At 74.5% G+C, this 17,139-nt stretch carries 6 protein-coding genes (1 of these 6 only partly in view); 2 read left to right on the forward strand and 4 right to left on the reverse strand.

Going from position 1 to position 17,139, the window contains the following annotated elements:
• Positions 1-13,498 carry the beginning of a type I polyketide synthase gene (locus tag AB0K43_RS24200; RefSeq protein WP_363643092.1) on the reverse strand. It extends 14,591 nt beyond the left edge of the window, so only the first 13,498 of its 28,089 coding nucleotides appear in the window; it begins with the start codon at positions 13,496-13,498; its stop codon lies off the left edge, out of view.
• Positions 13,499-13,778: 280 nt separating this feature from the next.
• Here AB0K43_RS24200 and AB0K43_RS24205 point away from each other — a divergent pair, with 280 nt between their 5' ends.
• Entirely contained in the window at positions 13,779-14,084 is a 306-nt protein-coding gene (locus tag AB0K43_RS24205) for a hypothetical protein (RefSeq protein ID WP_363643094.1), read from the forward strand.
• A gap of 61 nt (positions 14,085-14,145) precedes the next feature.
• Here the strand turns inward: AB0K43_RS24205 and AB0K43_RS24210 are convergent, their stop codons facing one another.
• Positions 14,146-15,180: a GDP-mannose 4,6-dehydratase gene (locus AB0K43_RS24210; protein WP_363643096.1), complete on the reverse strand. Its 1,035-nt coding sequence runs from the start codon at positions 15,178-15,180 to the stop codon at positions 14,146-14,148.
• Positions 15,181-15,313: 133 nt separating this feature from the next.
• On the opposite strand from AB0K43_RS24210, the gene AB0K43_RS24215 reads away from it, so the two are divergent.
• Positions 15,314-16,087, forward strand: coding sequence for an aminotransferase class IV family protein (locus tag AB0K43_RS24215; RefSeq protein WP_363643098.1), 774 nt, complete (start codon positions 15,314-15,316; stop codon positions 16,085-16,087).
• On the opposite strand, the gene AB0K43_RS24220 is transcribed toward AB0K43_RS24215, so the two are convergent.
• Together AB0K43_RS24220 and AB0K43_RS24225 are read right to left on the reverse strand one after the other, a co-directional pair.
• On the reverse strand, positions 16,057-16,245 hold the full coding sequence (locus AB0K43_RS24220) for a family 1 glycosylhydrolase (protein ID WP_363643148.1): 189 nt from the start codon (positions 16,243-16,245) through the stop codon (positions 16,057-16,059). The genes AB0K43_RS24215 and AB0K43_RS24220 overlap by 31 nt on opposite strands.
• 436 nt (positions 16,246-16,681) lie before the next feature.
• Entirely contained in the window at positions 16,682-17,056 is a 375-nt protein-coding gene (locus AB0K43_RS24225) for a family 1 glycosylhydrolase (protein ID WP_363643100.1), read from the reverse strand.
• Between the last annotated feature and the right edge of the window lie 83 nt (positions 17,057-17,139).

Genomic DNA, 17,139 nt, shown 5'->3' on the forward strand with positions numbered 1-17,139 from the left:
CGGCCTCCTCCAGCTCGGCCAGCATCCGGGCGACGGCCGCGCGGTCGGTCAGGTCGCAGGCCACCATGCTCGCCTCGCAGCCGAGTTCGGCCAGCTCGGCGAGGAGGGCGGCGGCGCCGGGCGCCTCGACGCCCCGGCGGCCGAGCAGCACCAGCCGCTCGGCGCCGTAGGCCGCCAGGCGGCGGGCCAGGTGCGGGGCGAGGGTGCCGGTGCCGCCGGTGATCAGAGTGGTGCCGCTCGGCGTCCAGCCGGTCGGCTTGCCGGGCGCGCCGGCCCGGACGATCCGGCGGGCGAAGGCGCCGGAGGGGCGGATCGCCACCTGGTCCTCGCCGCAGCCGGCCAGCACGGCGGCCAGGCGCTCGCCGCCGCGCGCGCCCAGCTCCTCGGGCAGGTCGACCACGCCGCCGATGCGCTGCGGGTGCTCCAGGGCGGCGGTCCAGCCCAGGCCGTGGATCTGCGCCTGCACGGGGTGGGCGAGCTTCTCGGTCCGCCCGGCGGCGACGGCGCCCCGGGTGAGGAACCAGAGCGGCGCCTCGATCCCGGTGTCGCCGAGCGCCTGCACCAAAGCCAGGCTGAGCGCGAGGCCCGCCGCGAGCGCCGGGTGGCGCTCGCTCGGCTGCTCGGCCTCGCCCAGCAGCGAGACCACCCCGGCGAGGCCGAGCTCCAGCCCGGCGAGCCGGGCGGCCAGGTGCTGCCGGTCGGTGCAGGAGTCATCCAGCGCCAGGTGCTCGACCTCGGCGCCGTGCGCGGCGAGCGCCGCCGTGACGTCGGCCGACGAAAGTGACCCGGCCGCCGTGACCAACAGCCAGCGGCCGGTCAGCCGGGCGCCCGGCAGGGCGCCGAGCGGCTTCCAACTGGCCTGGTAGCGCCAGGAGTCGATCGTGGAGCGATCGCGGCGGCGGCGGTGCCAAGCGGAGAGCGCGGGCAGCACGGGGGCGAGCGAGCCGCCGTCGATCCGCAGGCTCGCGGCGAGCGCGTCCACGTCCGCCTGCTCGACGGCCGACCAGAACTCGGCGTCCTCGGCCTGCGCGCCGGGGCGCGGTGCGACGGCCCACAGGTGCTCGCGCTGGAAGGCGTAGGTCGGCAGCGCGATCCGGCGGCCGTCGGCGACCATGCCGGTCAGGCCGGCCCGGGCGCCCTGGACGAAGACTTCGGCGAGCGAGACCAGGAAGCGGTCGGTGCCGCCCTTGTCCCGGCGCAGCGTGCCGACGGCCGCGGCGCGGGCCCCCGCATCCTCGGCGGTGGCCTGGACGGTCATGCTCAGCACCGGGTGCGGGCTGGCCTCGACGAAGAACTCGTGTCCCTCGGCCAGGAGTTGCCGGATCGCTGGGTCGAAGTTCACCCGCTGCCGCAGGTTGCGGTACCAGTAGCCCGCGTCCATACCGGTGGTGTCCAGCCACGCACCGGTGACGGTGGAGAGGATGGGCACCTCGGCGGCCCGCGGCCGCACCGGGGCGAGTGCCGTGAGCAGCTCGCGCTCCAGCAGTTCGACCTGCGCGGAGTGCGAGGCGTAGTCGACCGCGATCCGCCGGGCCCGCAGGCCATCGGCCTCGAATTCGGCCATCAGCGTGTCGAGCTGCTCGGCCGGGCCGGCCAACACCACGGTCCGCGGCCCGTTCACGGCCGCGATGCCGATCCCGTCGCCGCGCGCCCGCAACCGCTCCTCGGCCTCCTCGGCCGACAGCGGCACCGAGACCATCCCGCCGGAGCCGGCCAGCACCCGGCCGATCGCCTGGCTGCGCAGCGCGACCACCCGCGCGCCGTCCTCCAGCGAGAGCGCCCCGGCCACCACGGCGGCCGCGATCTCGCCCTGCGAGTGGCCCACCACGGCGTCGGGCCGGACTCCGTACGACTGCCAGAGCGCGGCCAGCGCGACCATCATGGCGAACGAGGCGGGCTGCACCACGTCCACCCGCTCCAGCGAGGGCGCGCCTTCGGCCTGCCGCAGCACGTCGAGCAGCGACCAGTCGGTGAACGCCGCCAGCGCGGCCGCGCACTCCGCCAGCCGCTCGGCGAACACCGGCGACTCGTCGAAGAGTTGTGCCCCCATGCCGACCCACTGGGCCCCCTGGCCGGGGAAGACGAACACCACCTTGCCGTCCCGCTCGGCGACGCCGTTCACCACCTGTGCCGAGGACTCCCCGGCGGTGAACGCCGCTAGTGCCGCCCGCAGTTCGGCCCCGCCGTCGGCCTCGCTGCCGAGCAGCACGGCCCGGTGCTCGAACAGCGTCCGCCCGGTCAGCAGCGAGTGCGCCACGTCCACCGGGCGCACCCCGGGCTCGGCCGCCAGCCGCTCGCCCAGCCGGGCCGCCTGCTCGCGCAGCGCCCCGGCCGTCCGCGCCGACAGCACCCAGGGCAGCACCCGGTCACCGGGCTCGGCCTCGGGAGCGGCCACTGCCGCGGCCGGGGCCTCCTCCAGCAGCACGTGCGCGTTGGTCCCGCTGATCCCGAAGGACGAGACCGCGCAGCGCCGGGTCCGCTCGCCGGCCGGCCAGGCCCGAGCCTCGCCGAGCAGGGTGACGGTGCCCTCGTTCCAGTCGATGTGGGAGGAGGGTTCGGCGGCGTGCAGGGTCTGCGGCAGCAGGCCGTGCCGCAGCGCCTGCACCATCTTGATCACCCCGGCGACACCGGCCGCCGACTGGGTGTGGCCGATGTTGGACTTGACCGAGCCGAGCAGCAGCGGCCGCTCCGGGTCGCGGTCGCGCCCGTAGGTGGCCTGCAGCGCCTGGGCCTCGATCGGGTCGCCGAGGGCGGTGCCGGTGCCGTGCGCCTCGACCACGTCGACCTCGGCGGTGGTCAGGCCCGCGTTGCTGAGGGCCTGCCGGATCACGCGCTGCTGCGACGGGCCGTTGGGGGCGGTGAGCCCGTTGGAGGCACCGTCCTGGTTGATCGCGGAGCCTCGCACCACGGCCAGCACCTGGTGCCCGTTCCGCTCAGCGTCGGAGAGCCGCTCCAGCACGATCACGCCGACGCCCTCGGCCAGCGTCATGCCGTCGGCCGCCTCCGAGAAGGCCTTGCAGCGGCCGTCGGCGGCCAGCGCGCGCTGGCGGCTGAAGGCGATGAACGCGTTGGGGTTGGTCATCACGGTCGCGCCGCCGGCCAGCGCCAGCGCGCTCTCGCCGCTGCGCAGCGACTGGCAGGCCAGGTGCAGCGCGACCAGCGAGGAGGAGCAGGCGGTGTCGACGGTGACGGCCGGGCCCTCCAGGCCGAGCAGGTAGGCCAGCCGGCCGGAGAGCACGCTCGGGCTGGTGCCGGTGACGGCGTGCCCGGCCGAGCTGTCGCCCATGCCGAGCCCGTACTCCTGGTACGTGGAGCCGATGAACGTGCCGGTGGCGCTGCCGTGCACCGAGGTCGGGTCGATGCCCGCCGACTCGAAGGCCTCCCAGGTGGTTTCGAGCAGCAGCCGCTGCTGCGGGTCCATCGCGAGTGCCTCGCGCGGCGAGATGCCGAAGAAGCCGGAGTCGAACTCGCCCGCCTCGTGCAGGAATCCGCCCCGGGTGGAGTAGGTGCGCCCGGCCGCGTCCGGGTCTGCGTCGTAGAGGTCGGTGTCCCAGCCGCGGTTGACCGGGAACTCGCTGACGGCGTCGGCGCCTTGGGCGATCAGCTGCCAGAACTGCTCGGGCGTGCCCGCGCCGCCGGGGAAACGGCAGCCCATGCCGACGATCGCGATCGGCTCGTCGAAGCGGCCGGCCAGCACGGCGGTCGGGGCGGTGGACTCGGCTGCGGCGCCGAGGAGTTCGCCGCGCAGGAAGGCGGCGAGGGCGGTCGGAGTCGGGTAGTCGAAGGCCATCGTGCTGGGCAGCGGCAGGCCGGTCAGGGTGGCGAGGCGCTTGCGCAGCTCGACGGCGGTGAGCGAGTCGAAGCCGGCGTCGCGGAAGGCCCGGGTGGCGGTGACGCCCTCGGTGGAGGCGTGGCCGAGCACCACGGCGGCCTCGCGGCGCACCAGGTCGACCAGCAGGCGGTCCTGCTCGGCCTCGTTCAGGCCGGCCAGGCGGCGGGCCAGGTCGGAGACGGCGGCCTCGTCGGCCGCCCCGGCCCGGGCCAGCGCCCGGACCTCGGGCAGCCGGTCGAAGAGCACGCTCGGCCGGCCGGCGGTGAAGACCGGGGCGCACTGCGCCCAGTCCACGTCCGCGACGGTGACGGTGACGTCCTCGTGCACGATCGCCCGGCGCAGCTCGGTGAGCGCGGTCTGCGGGTCGAGAAAGCGCAGGCCCTGGCGGCGCAGGCTCTCGGTGACGGCCTCGTGGGCGGCCATCCCGGCGCCGGCCCACGGGCCCCAGGCGATCGAGGTGGCGGTCAGGCCGCGGGCGTGGCGGTTCTCGGCGAGGGCGTCCAGGTAGGCGTTGGCGGCGGCGTAGGCACTCTGGCCCGCGCTGCCCCAGACACCGGCCACGGAGGAGAAGAGGACGAAGAAGTCCAGGTACTCGTCGGCCAGCAGGGCGTCGAGGTGGGCCGCGCCGCGCAGCTTGGCCTCGGTCAGCTCGGTGAACTCGGCGAGCGTGGTGGCGGCCAGCGGGCCGGCTTGGCCGAGGCCGGCCGCGTGCACCACGCCGGTGAGCGGCAGCTCGGCGGGGATGCCGGCCAGTACGGCGGCCAGCGCCCCGCGGTCGGCGACGTCGCAGGCGACCACGGTTGCCTGGGCACCCAACTCGGCCAGCTCTGCAACGAGTTCGGCGGCGCCGGGGGCGTCGGGGCCGCGGCGGCCGGTGAGCAGCAGGTGCTCGGCGCCGTTGGCGGCCAGCCAGCGGGCCACCTCGGCGCCGAGCGCGCCGGTGCCGCCGGTGACCAGGACGGTGCCGGAGGCGGTGAACTCCCCCGCCCCGGGCAGCTCCTCGACGGTGTGCCGGGCAAGGCGGCGGCCGAGCACGGTCGCACCGCGCAGGGCGAGCTGGTCCTCGGCGCCCCGGCCGCCCTCGCTCGCGAGGGCGCTGACCAGGGCCTGCACGGTCGGCGGGTCGAGCACCGGCGGGAGGTCGAGCAGTCCGCTCCACGACTGCGGCCGCTCCAGCGCGGTGACCCGGCCGAGGCCCCAGGCGGTGGCCTGGACGGGGTTGGTGAGCGGGTCGGAGGGGCCGGTGGAGACCGCGCCCCGGGTGACGGTCCAGAGCGGCGCGGGCTGCTCAAGGGTGAGCAGCGCCTTGGCCAGGGCGACGCCGAGCGCGAGGCCGGTGGGCAGACCGGTGCCGGTGAGCGTCGGCCGGTCGGCCAGCGGGAGCAGCGACAGCACGCCCTGGTGCTCGCCGAACTCGGCAATCCGAGCGGCGAGTTCGTCGTGGTCCAGGCAGTCCTGGTCGAGTACCAGGCGCTCGAAGCGGGCGCCGTGGCCGCGCAGGGCACCCAGCAGCTCCTCGTCGTCGATGCCCTCGGCGGTGGCCATCAGCCAGGTGCCCGCCAGCACGGGCGCGGCGGCCGAGCGGACCGGCTGCCACTCCACCCGGTAGCGGGCGGCGTCGAGTTGGGCCTTCTCGTGTCGGCCACGCCGCCAGTTCGAGAGGGCGGGCAACAGGGCGTAGAGCCCGGCGTGCTGTTCGTCGCGCAGGCCGAGCAGTGCGGCCAGGCCCTCCTGGTCGCCGCGCTCGACGGCGCCCCACAGCTCGGCATCGGCCGGGTCGGACGACGGACCCGCGGGGGCCGGGAGTTCGGGCCAGTAGCGCTCGCGCTGGAAGGCGTAGGTGGGCAGTTCGGCGCGGCGGGCGCCGGTGCCGGCGTAGTACGCGGCCCAGTCGACCGGCAGGCCTCGCACGTGCAGCCCGGCCAGGGCGGTGGCGAGGGCCCGCTCCTCGGAGCGGCCGGCCCGCAGCATCGGGAGCGCCTCGACGGCGGTGTCCTCCGCGAGCGCGTCCTGGGCGAGCGCGCTGAGCACGCCGTCCGGGCCGAGTTCGAGGAAGGTGGCGGCGCCGGCGGCCCGGGCGGCCGCGACCCCGTCGGCGAAGCGGACGGCTCCCCGGACGTGCTCGACCCAGTACTCGGGAGTGGCGAGCTCGGCTCCGGCGAGGGCGCCGGTCAGATTCGAGACCACCGGGATGGTCGGCTCGGCGAAGGTGACCCCGGCCAGCGCGGCACGGAACTCGTCCAGCATCGGGTCCATCAGCGGCGAGTGGAAGGCATGGCTCACCCGCAGCCGCTTGGTCTTGACCCCCTCGGCGGCGAACTCCTCTGCGATCCGCAGGACTTCGGACTCGTCGCCTGAAATCACCACGGCCTCGGGCCCGTTGATCGCGGCGATCGAGACCCCCGGCACCAGCCGGGCCGTGACCTCGGCCTCGCCGGCCTGCACGGAGACCATCGCACCGCCGCTCGGCAGCGCGGCCATCAGCCGGGCCCGGGCGGCGACCAGCGTGCACGCGTCGGCCAGGCTGAACACCCCGGCGACGTGCGCGGCCGCGATCTCGCCGACCGAGTGGCCGAGCAGTACGTCGGCGCGCACGCCGAGCGAGCGCACCAGGCGGTACAGCGCGACCTCGACGGCGAACAGCGCGGGCTGCGCGTACCCGGTCCCGTTCAGCAGCTCCTGGTCGGCTCCGTACAGCACCTCACGCAGCGAACGCTCGAAAGCACCGTCGAAGTGCCCGAGCACCTCCTCCAGCGCCTGTGCGAACACCGGGAACCGGGCGGCCAGTTCACGCCCGACCCCGATCCGCTGCGAGCCCTGCCCGGCGAACAGCAGGGCTAGCTTGCACGCCCCACCGGTCTCGCCCTCGACCAGTCCGGCCGCCGGGGCCCCGGCGGCCAGCGCCGTCAGCGCGGCCAGCAGCTCGGCCCGGTCGGCGCCGACCGCCACGGCCCGCTGCTCGAAGGCCGAGCGGGTGGTGGCCAGCGACAGACCGAGGTCGACGTCAGAGCCTTCCCCTCCGAGAGCGAAGGCGGCCAGCCGTCCCGCCTGCTCGCGCAGCGCCGCCCGGCTGCGGCCGGAGACCGGCCAGACCAGCACGGTGTGGGTCGGCGAGGCGGGCGCCTCGGAGACCTCGGGCGCCTGCTCCAGGATGACGTGCGCGTTGGTGCCGCTGAAGCCGAAGGAGGAGACACCGGAGCGGCGCGGCCGGTCGGTGACCGGCCACTCCTGCTCGGCCGTCAGCAGCTCGACGGCGCCGTCCTCCCACTCCACGTGCGAGGACGGCCGGGCGGCGTGCAGGGTGCGCGGCACGATGCCGTGCTGCATCGCCAGCACCATCTTGATCACGCCCGCCACACCGGCGGCGGCCTGGGTGTGGCCGATGTTGGACTTCACCGAGCCGAGCAGCAGCGGGAGTTCGCGGTCCCGCCCGTAGGTGGCAAGCAGCGCCTGCGCCTCGATCGGGTCGCCCAGGGTGGTGCCGGTGCCGTGGCCCTCGACCACGTCCACGTCGGCCGTGCCCAACCCGGCCCCGGCCAGTGCCTGCCGGATCACCCGCTGCTGGGACGGGCCGTTGGGGGCGGTCAGGCCGTTGGAGGCGCCGTCCTGGTTGACGGCGCTGCCGCGCACCACGGCGAGCACGCGGTGCCCGTTGCGCCGTGCGTCGGAGAGCCGCTCCAGCACCAGCATGCCGACGCCCTCTGACCAGCCGACGCCGTCCGCACCGTCCGAGTACGCCTTGCAGCGGCCGTCCGGCGCCAGGCCGCGCTGGCGGGAGAACTCGATCAGCGAGGTCGGGGTGGACATCACGGTGACACCACCGGCCAGGGCGAGCGAGCACTCACCGGCGCGCAGCGCCTGCATGGCCCAGTGCATGGCCACCAGCGAGGAGGAGCAAGCGGTGTCCACGGTCACCGCCGGGCCCTCCAGGCCCAGGGTGTACGAGATACGGCCGGAGGCGATGCTCGGCGAGGTGCCGCTGCCCTGGTGGCCCTCGAACCGGCCGTCGGCCAGGGTGGCCGAGTAGTCGTTGTACATCACACCGGCGAAGACACCGGTCTGGCTGCCGCGCAGCGAGACCGGGTCGATGCCGGCCCGCTCGAACGCCTCCCAGGAGGCCTCCAGCAGCAGCCGCTGCTGGGCGTCGGTGGCCAGCGCCTCGCGCGGGCTCATGCCGAAGAACGCCGGGTCGAACTCGGCGGCCTCGTGCAGGAATCCGCCGAACCTGGTGTACGAGGTGCCGAGGTGGTCCGGGTCCGGGTGGTAGAGCCGCTCCAGGTCCCAGCCACGGTCGGTCGGCAGGCCGGAGATCGCGTCGGTGCCCTCGCGGAGCAGCTGCCAGAGGTCCTCGGGCGAGGTGACCCCGCCGGGGTAGCGGCAGCTCATGCCGACGATCACGATCGGGTCGTCCCCGTCCCCGACGCGCACCGGTACGGCGACCTCGGGACGTTGACGATCTGTCAGCTCTTCCAGCACGTGCCGGGCCAGCGCGGTCACGGTCGGGTAGTCGAAGATGACGGTCGCCGAGGTGCGCAGGCCGGTGGCGGCGCGCAGCCGGTTGCGCAGCTCGACGGCGGTGAGCGAGTCGAAGCCGAGGTCCTGGAACTGCCGCTGCGGGTCGACCTCGGCGGCGTCGGCGTGCCGCAGCACGGCGGCCACCTGGGCGCGGACCAGCTCGACCACGGCCTCGGTACGGGCCGGCTCGGCGAGCCGGGCCAGGCGCTGGGCAAGGCTCGCGGCGGCCTCCGAGCCAGCGATCACCGAGCGCCGGGCGGGGGTGCGGACGAGGCCGCGCAGCACCGGCGGCACCTCGCCGTGGGCGCGCAGCACCGGCAGGTCGAGGCGGACGGGCAGCAGCACGGCCTCGGCGCGGGCCAGCGCGGCGTCGAACAGCGCGGCGCCCTCAGCGGCGCTCAGGGCAGGGGTGCCGAGGCGGGCCAAGCGCTGCAGGTCGGCCTCGGCGAGCCCGTCGGTCATCCCGCCGGTCGGCACCCACGGGCCCCAGCCGAGCGAGAGGCCGGGCAGTCCGGCGGCGCGGCGCACGCGCACCAGCGCGTCGGCGAAGGCGTTGGCGGCGGCGTAGTTGGCCTGGCCGGCCGCGCCGACGGTGCCGGTGAAGGAGGAGAAGACCACGAAGGCGGCCAGGTCGAGGCCCTGGGTGGCCTGGTGCAGGTGCCAGAGCCCGTCGGCCTTGGGCTGGAGCACGGCGGCCAGCCGCTCGGGGGTGAGCGCCTCGACCACGCCGTCGTCCAGCACCCCGGCGGAGTGCACCACGGCGGTCAGCGGGTGCTCGGCCGGGATCCCGGCGAGCAGCCGGTCGACAGCCGCGCGGTGGGTGAAGTCGCAGGCAGCCAGGGTGACTTCGGCGCCGAGCTCGGCCAGCTCCTCGCCCAGCTCCGCTGCCCCGGGCGCCTCGGCGCCCCGGCGGCCGGCCAACAGCAGCTGCCGTACGCCGCGCTCGGTGACCAGGTGCCGGGCCAGCACCCGGCCGAGACCGCCGGTGCCGCCGGTGATCAGTACGGTGCCCTCGGGCGCCCAAGGCGCCGCCTCCGACTGAGCGGCCGCGCCCGCCCGGGCCAGCCGGGCCACGAGCACCTCACCGCCACGGACGGCCAGTTGCGGTTCCTCACCGCCCAGCGCCTCGACCGGCAGCACCGCCCCGGCTGCGGCCGCCGGGTCCAGGTCGAGCAGGCCGAACCGGCCCGGGTGCTCGGCCTGCGCCGAGCGGACCAGGCCCCAGACGGCCGCGGCCGCCGGGTCACCGACGACCGCGTCCCCGGCCTCGACGGCCCCCCGGGTGACGAACACCAGCCGCGCCTCGGCCGCCCGCTCGTCGGCCAGCCACTCCTGCACCTGCCCCAGCACCCGCGCCGTCACCTCGTGCGCGGACTCGACCGGCCGGGCCGGATCACCCTGCACGGGCACGACCACCACCGAGGGCAGCGACACCCCGGCCACGACCTCGGCGAGCCCAAGCCCGAACGGGTCGCTCCCGAGCACCGACACCGACTCCGGCGCCGCCGGGGCCGCGCCCCGCAGCGCCGTCCAGCGCAGCTCGAACATCGCCTCCCGGGCCACGGCCGCCGCCGTATCCGTCGCGTCCGCCGCGGCGCCGCGCAGCACCAGCGAGCCGGCCGAGAGCACCGGCCCGCCCTCGCCGTCCGCCACCGCCACCGCGATGGCGTCCTCGCCGACTGCGGTCAGGCGCACCCGGACGGCGGCCGCGCCGCTCGCGTGCAGCGTGGCGTCCTGCCAGGAGAACGGCAGGCCGCCGAGCTCCAGGAAGGCCGAGGCGTGCAGCGCCGCGTCGAGCAGCGCCGGGTGGATGCCGAAGGCCCCTGCCTCCCCGGCCACGCCCTCCGGCAGCGCGATCTCGGCGTACACCTCCTCGCCGCGCCGCCAGGCGGCCCGCAGGCCCCGGAAGGCCGGGCCGTAGCCGAACCCGGCCTCACCGAGGCGCTCGTACAGGCCGTCGGTCTCGACCGGCTCGGCACCGGCCGGCGGCCACGCGCCGAACTCCTCGTAACCGGCCCGGTGTTCACCGGCGGTCAGGATACCGTCGGCGTGCTGCGTCCACGGCTGGTCCTCGGCGCCGTCCGGCCGGGAGTGGATGCCTACGGTGCGGCGGCCGGTCTCGTCCGGGGCGCCGACCCAGACCTGCACCTGCACGCCGCCCTGCTCGGGCAGCGCCAGCGGCGCCGTCAGCGTGAGCTCCTCGACCCGGTCGCAGCCGACCTCGTCACCGGCCCGCACGGCCAGCTCCAGGAAGGCCGTGCCGGGCAGCAGTACGGTGCCGTTGACGGCGTGGTCGGCCAGCCAGGGGTGGGTCTGGGCGGAGAGCCGGCCGGTCAGCAGCAGGCCGTCGGAGTTGGCCAGCGAGACGGCGGCGGCCAGCAGCGGGTGGTTGGCCGCGCCGAGACCGGCGGCCCGCACGTCACCGGCCCGGGAGAGCACGCTCTTCGGCCAGTACCGGCGGCGCTGGAAGGCGTAGGTGGGCAGCTCGGCCGGCCGCGCGCCCGAACCGGCGAAGTACCCGCCCCACTGCACCGGCACCCCGCGAACGTGCAGGGCGGCCAGCGCCTCGGTCAGGCTCTCGGTCTCGCTCCGGCCCGGCCGCAGCGTGGCGAGCGCGGCTGCCTCCTCAGCAGCCGGGCTGTCGGCCAGGGACTGCTGGACAAGTGCGGTGAGCACCCCGTCGGGGCCGAGCTCCAGGTAGTGGCCGGTGCCGTGGCCGGCCAGCCAGTCGACAGCGTCGGCGAAGCGGACGGCCTGGCGGGCCTGGTCGGCCCAGTAGTCGGCGGAGGTGAGCTGCTCGACGGTGGCCAGGGTGCCGGTCAGCGTGGAGACCACCGGCAGCACCGGCGCCTGAGGCGCGAGGCCCGCGACCACGGCGCGGAACTCGTCGAGCATCGGCTCCATCAGCGGCGAGTGGAACGCGTGCGAGACATGCAACTGCCGCACCTTGCGGCCCAGGCCGGTGAACTCCTCCGCGATCCGGAGGACTTCGGCCTCCTCACCCGAAATCACCACGGCCTGGAGCCCGTTGACGGCCGCGATCGAGACCGATGGCACCAGCCGGGCCACCACCTCGGCCTCACCGGCCTGGAGCGCGACCATCGCACCGCCGCGCGGCAGCGCCTGCATCAGCCGTGCCCGCGCGGTGACCAGCGTGCAGGCGTCGGCCAGCGTGAACACCTCGGCGCAGTGCGCGGCGGCGATCTCGCCGATCGAGTGGCCGGCCAGGTAGTCGGGCTTGACGCCCCAGGAGCGCACCAGCCGGTGCAGCGCCACCTCGACGGCGAACAGCGCGGGCTGCGCGTACCCGGTCTCGTTCAGCAGCTCCTGGTCGGCTCCGTACAGCACCTCACGCAGCGAACGCTCGAAGACACCGTCGAAGTGCCCGAGCACCTCCTCCAGCGCCTCGGCGAACACCGGGAACCGGGCGGCGAGTTCACGCCCCGCCCCGATCCGCTGCGAGCCCTGCCCGGCGAACAGGAAGGCCAGCTTGCGCCGGCCGCCCTGCGGCGAGCCGAGGGTCACCCCGGCGGGCTCATCCCCGGCGGCGAGCGCGGCGAAGGCGACGGCCGCCCCTGCCAGGTCGGGGGCGGTGACCACCGCGCGGTGCTCAAGGTCGGCCCGGGTGGTGGCCAGTGCGTGGGCGAGGTCGAGCGCGGGCGCCGGGCTCTGCGCGGCGAAGGCTGCGAGCTGACCGGCCTGGGCGCGCAGCGCCTCGGGGGTGCGGCCGGAGACCAGCCAGGGCAGGGTGCCGGGGTCGGTGACGACGGCCGGGGCGGACTCGGCCGGGGCGGACTCGGCCGGAGCCTGCTCGATGATCGCGTGTGCGTTGGTGCCGCTCAGGCCGAAGGAGGAGACACCGGCCCGGCGCGGCTCGGCGCCCTCGGGCCACTCGGTGGCCTCGGTGAGCAGCTTGACGGCGCCGGAGCTCCAGTCCACGTGCGAGGAGGGCGCGTCGACGTGCAGGGTCCGCGGCAGCAGGCCGTGCCGCATCGACAGCACCATCTTGATCACCCCGGCCACGCCGGCGGCGGCCTGGGTGTGGCTGATGTTGGACTTCACCGAGCCGAGCAGCAGCGGCCGTTGAGGGTCGCGCCCGCGCCCGTAGGTGGCCAGCAGGGCCTGCGCCTCGACCGGGTCGCCCAGGGTGGTGCCGGTGCCGTGCGCCTCGACCACGTCGACCTGGTCGGCGGAGAGCCGGGCGCTGCGCAGGGCCTGCTCGATCACCCGCTGCTGCGAGGGGCCGTTGGGGGCGGTCAGGCCGTTGGAGGCACCGTCCTGGTTGACGGCGGTGCCGCGCACCACGGCGAGCACGCGGTGGCCGTTGCGCCGGGCCACCGAGAGCCGCTCCAGCACCAGCACACCGACGCCCTCGGCCCAGCCGGTGCCGTTGGCCGAGTCGGCGAAGGAGCGGCAGAGCCCGTCAGCGGCCAGGCCGCCCTGCCGGGCGAACTCGACGAACGTGGTCGGGCTGGACATCACCGTGACACCGGCGGCGAGCGCCAGCGAGCATTCGCCGGCCCGCAGCGACTGGGCGGCCAGGTGCAGCGCGACCAGCGAGGAGGAGCAGGCGGTGTCGACGGTGACGGCAGGCCCGACGGCGCCGAAGAAGTACGACAGGCGGCCGGAGATCACGCTTGTGGCGTTGCCGGTCAGCACGAAGCCCTGGACGTCGTCGTCCGGGCCGGTGCGATAGTCCTGCGGCATCGCGCCGACGAACATGCCGGTGCGGCTGCCCCGGACAGCCGACGGGTCGATGCCGGAACGCTCGAACGCCTCCCAGGCAGCCTCCAGCAGCACCCGCTGCTGCGGGTCCATCGAGAGCGCCTCGCGCGGCGAGATGCCGAAGAAGCCGGGGTCGAACTCGGCTGCGCCGTGCAGGAATCCGCCCCGGATGTCGGTCGGGCCGTCCGCCGGGTCCAGCTCCCAGCCACGGTCGGCGGGGAAGCCGGTGATCCCGTCCCGGCCCTCCGCGAGCATCGCCCAGAGGTCCTCCGGGCTGGCCACCCCACCGGGGTAGCGGCAGCTCATGCCGACGATCGCGATCGGCTCGTGGGCGGCCGCCTCCAACTCGTCCACCCGCTGCCGGGAGCGCTGAAGGTCGGCGCTCGCCCGCTTGAGGTAGTCCCGGAGCTTCTGTTCCTTGTCCATATCAACGCAACCCATCTGGAAGACCGGCGGACGGCTGGGGACTCGACGTGGACAGCCCGCGTGGCAGCCCACGCGCGGTGCTCGCATTCCCGCACTCCGGCGCCCAGTCTCGATCGGCTCGGCGCGGAAAACCCCTAGTGTCAGCCGGTGCCCGCCCGTGCGGGCGGCGCCGAACACTAGGGTTTTGCCGGGCGTTCCGGCCGCATCGTCGCTTGCGCGAGACACCGGCGGGGCCCGGCGCGGCCGGCCCCGGACACCGACTTCGACGAGGACCTCCGCCATGCCCGAACCCGTCCTGCACGGCGACCTGCCGGGGTGGCCGCTCCCCTCCGCCGCCGGCCCGACCCCGACGGACCCGCCGCTCGCCGAACTCGACGAGCAGCTGATCGGTCAACTGGTCCGCCGGGCCCGGCAGGCCCGCGACGAGCAGCTGGACCGGAGCGCCGCCGGCGTGCCGGCCACCAACCTGGCCCAGGAGAACGCGATGCTGCGCAGGTACGCCGCCCGGCTCGGCAGGCCGGGCGCCAGCATCGCGCACGCCATCCTGGAGCTCTCCCGCCCGCCGGCCGAGGGCTCCGAGCGCTGACACGGCGATGGGCGATGGGGCCCCGGCCCCACCGCCCATCGCCGTACCCGCCTGCTCCCGGCTACCAGCGCGCCCCGGTCAGCACTGCGCCGTAGTCGCGCGTCACCTTGGCCTGCTCCAGGTCGGACTCGACCATCATCCGGATCAGCTCCTCGAAGTCCACCTTCGGCTCCCAGCCCAGCTGTTCCCGCGCATGGCTCGCGTCGGCGCACAGTGTCTCGACCTCGGCCGGCCGGACCAGCCCGGGGTCGATCTCCACGTAGTCCTCCCAGTTCAGCCCCACGCACTCGAAGGCGATCCGCGCGGCGTCCCGGACGGAGTGCATCTGCCCGGTGCCGATCACGTAGTCACCGGGCTCCTCCTGCTGCAGCATCAGGTGCATCGCCCGGACGTAGTCGCCCGCGAAACCCCAGTCCCGCACCGCGTCCAGGTTGCCCAGGCAGAGCCGGTCCTGCAGGCCGAGCTTGATCTGGGCCACCGCCAGCGAGATCTTCCGGGTCACGAACTCCGCGCCTCGGCGCGGCGACTCGTGGTTGAACAGGATCCCGGAGACGCCGTACATCCCGTACGACTCGCGGTAGTTGCGGGTGATGTAGTGCCCGTAGGTCTTCACCACGCCGTACGGGCTACGCGGGTGGAACAGGGTGTTCTCGGTCTGCGGCGCCTCCGCGACCTTGCCGAACATCTCGGAGCTGGAGGCCTGGTAGAACCGGATCTGCCCGGCCGTGCCCTCCTGCGACGGCTTGTTCAGCCCGCTGACCCGCCGGATGGCCTCCAGCACCCGCAGCACCCCGGTACCGTTGACCTCCGTCACCAACTCGGGTTGCTGCCAGGACATCGGGACGAAGGAGATCGCCCCGAGGTTGTACACCTCGTCCGGCTGCACCGCGTCCACAGCCGAGATCAGACTGCTCTGATCCATCAAGTCACCGTCCACGAATTTGAGTTCGGGGATCAGGTGGCTCACCCGGTCCTTCCGCGGATTGGCCTGCCCCCGGCAGAGCCCCCAGACCTGGTACCCCGTCGAGATCAGGTGCTCGGCCAGGTAGGAGCCGTCCTGACCGGTCACCCCCGTGATCAGCGCGCGCTTGGACATCTGTTCCCCTTCCACCACCACTCGTTCCCAGCACGGCCAGCGAAGCAGACACCGGGCTAAGGGATTTGCGAGACTTCGGGCCGCCGGCCGGGACTAGGGAAATACCGCCTGGCCGTCGGCCACGCTTGGGCGCATGGCAGAACTGAACGGTCGTCCGGTCACCCTGGCGGAGCTCCAGGCCCTGGCCCTGACCAACTACGGGCACTTCACCTCGATGCGGGTCGAGAACGGCCGCACCCGCGGGCTCCCGCTGCACCTGGCCCGCCTGGCCCGCGACTGCCAGGCGCTCTTCGGCGTCGACCTCGACCTGGACCGGGTCCGGACCTTCGCCCGTCAGGCCCTCCCGCCGGTCGGCGAGAGCGTGCTGCGGGTGACCGTCTTCGACCCGGCGCTCGACCTCAACCACATCGGCGGGGACGCCCAGCCGCAGATCCTGGTGACCTCCCGGCCGGCCGGGCCGATGCCGCTGCCGCCCCTGCGCGTCCGGTCGGTGGTCCACACCCGAGACCTGGCAGCCGTCAAGAGCGTCGGCCTGGTCGGCCAGTTGCGGCACCGGCGCGAGGCGCAGCGCACGGGTTTCGACGATGCGCTCTTCACCGACTCCGACGCGGTCGTCTCCGAGGGCGGCACCTGGAACGTCGGCTTCGTCCGCGACGACCAGGTGATCTGGCCGGACGCCGACTGCCTCTGCGGCACCACCATGGAGCTGCTCCGCCAGGTTCGCCCCTCCACCACGACCACCGTCCGCCTCCCCGACCTCGCCGCCTTCGACGCCGCCTTCGCCACCAATGTCGGCATCGGCGTCCGATCGATCAGCGCCGTCGACGGCCTCCCTTTCCCCGACACCCACCCGGTCGTCGAGGAACTCCGCAAGCTCTACACCGAGCTCCCGGACGACCTGATCTGAGGTATGTCGTCCGGATCACGCCCTTGGCCCCCGCCCTCCGGCGCCCCGGGCCGTTCCACGAACTCGTCCCGGACCGAGCGCCCCCGCCCGTCCTCCGTCGCCGCGCCCGCGATCTGGTACGAGGCCGTCGAGACACTCCACCGGAGCCCCTCCTGCAGCTAAAGTCGGTCCACCATGCCCGGACCACCCTTCGACAACATGAGGAGCACCCATGCTGTCGACCCGCACGAGAGCACCAGAGGTGAAGTTCCCCAAGGCCGGGAAGTCAAGGCGCGAAGATCATCAAGCCGTAGCTTCCGGGTTCTGAGCTCGTTGCTGTGGTACGGGCACTCCGAGTGAACACCACCGCCTGGAGACACGCCCGCCGGTGGGCACACGCACGTCCGCCCAGCTCAGACCCCGGATTCACCCCTCCAGCCGCGGAACTATGTCGAACGCGGGTCCAGGTGAGCAGTCCCGGCCGACGTGGTAAGTGGTCTTTGGTGTGGCCGGGATCTCCGTCTGGCGTCCTGCCGTGACGGACAACCGGAAGTGAAGCCGCCCCCGTTCACCCACTGTGGAATCGCGTCGTCTCGTCCAGGAACAGAGCCCGCCCTACCGCCCGTGCCGGACCCGATGGGCGGCGATCAGGTCGCGGTACGCGGCGAACGAGGCTTTGGGTGTGCGGCGCTGGGTTTCATAGTCGACGTGGACAAGGCCACATCTTTGAGTGAACCCCTCGGCCCACTCGAAGTTGTCCATTGGCGACCAGGTGTAGTACCCCCGTAGTCGACGCCCTCGGCCACCGCACGGGCCACCGCGTCCAGATGCCCGGCCAGGTAGTCGATCCGGAACTGGTCGTCCACCGCGCCCGCCCAATACCTCGTCGGCCACCGAACACCCGTTCTCGGTGATCGTGACCGGCGGCAGGGTCGTGCCGTACGGCTCCCGCAACCCCACCAACAGCTCCCGCAGCCCGTCAGGCACCACCGGCCACCCGAAGGCCGTCCGCGGCGCGCTCTATATCGGCGCCTCGGAGAACGGCAGACTGGGTCCGTCGGAGCCGAACTCCG

It is taken from the genome of Kitasatospora sp. NPDC049258 (assembly GCF_040678895.1).
Lineage (GTDB): Bacteria > Actinomycetota > Actinomycetes > Streptomycetales > Streptomycetaceae > Kitasatospora.

Coding starts and splice junctions, on each gene's coding strand:
- AB0K43_RS24205 (WP_363643094.1), top strand. CDS start 13,779: ATGCCCGAACCCGTCCTGCACGGCGACCTGCCGGGGTGGCCGCTCCCC.
- AB0K43_RS24210 (WP_363643096.1), bottom strand. CDS start 15,180: ATGTCCAAGCGCGCGCTGATCACGGGGGTGACCGGTCAGGACGGCTCC.
- AB0K43_RS24215 (WP_363643098.1), top strand. CDS start 15,314: ATGGCAGAACTGAACGGTCGTCCGGTCACCCTGGCGGAGCTCCAGGCC.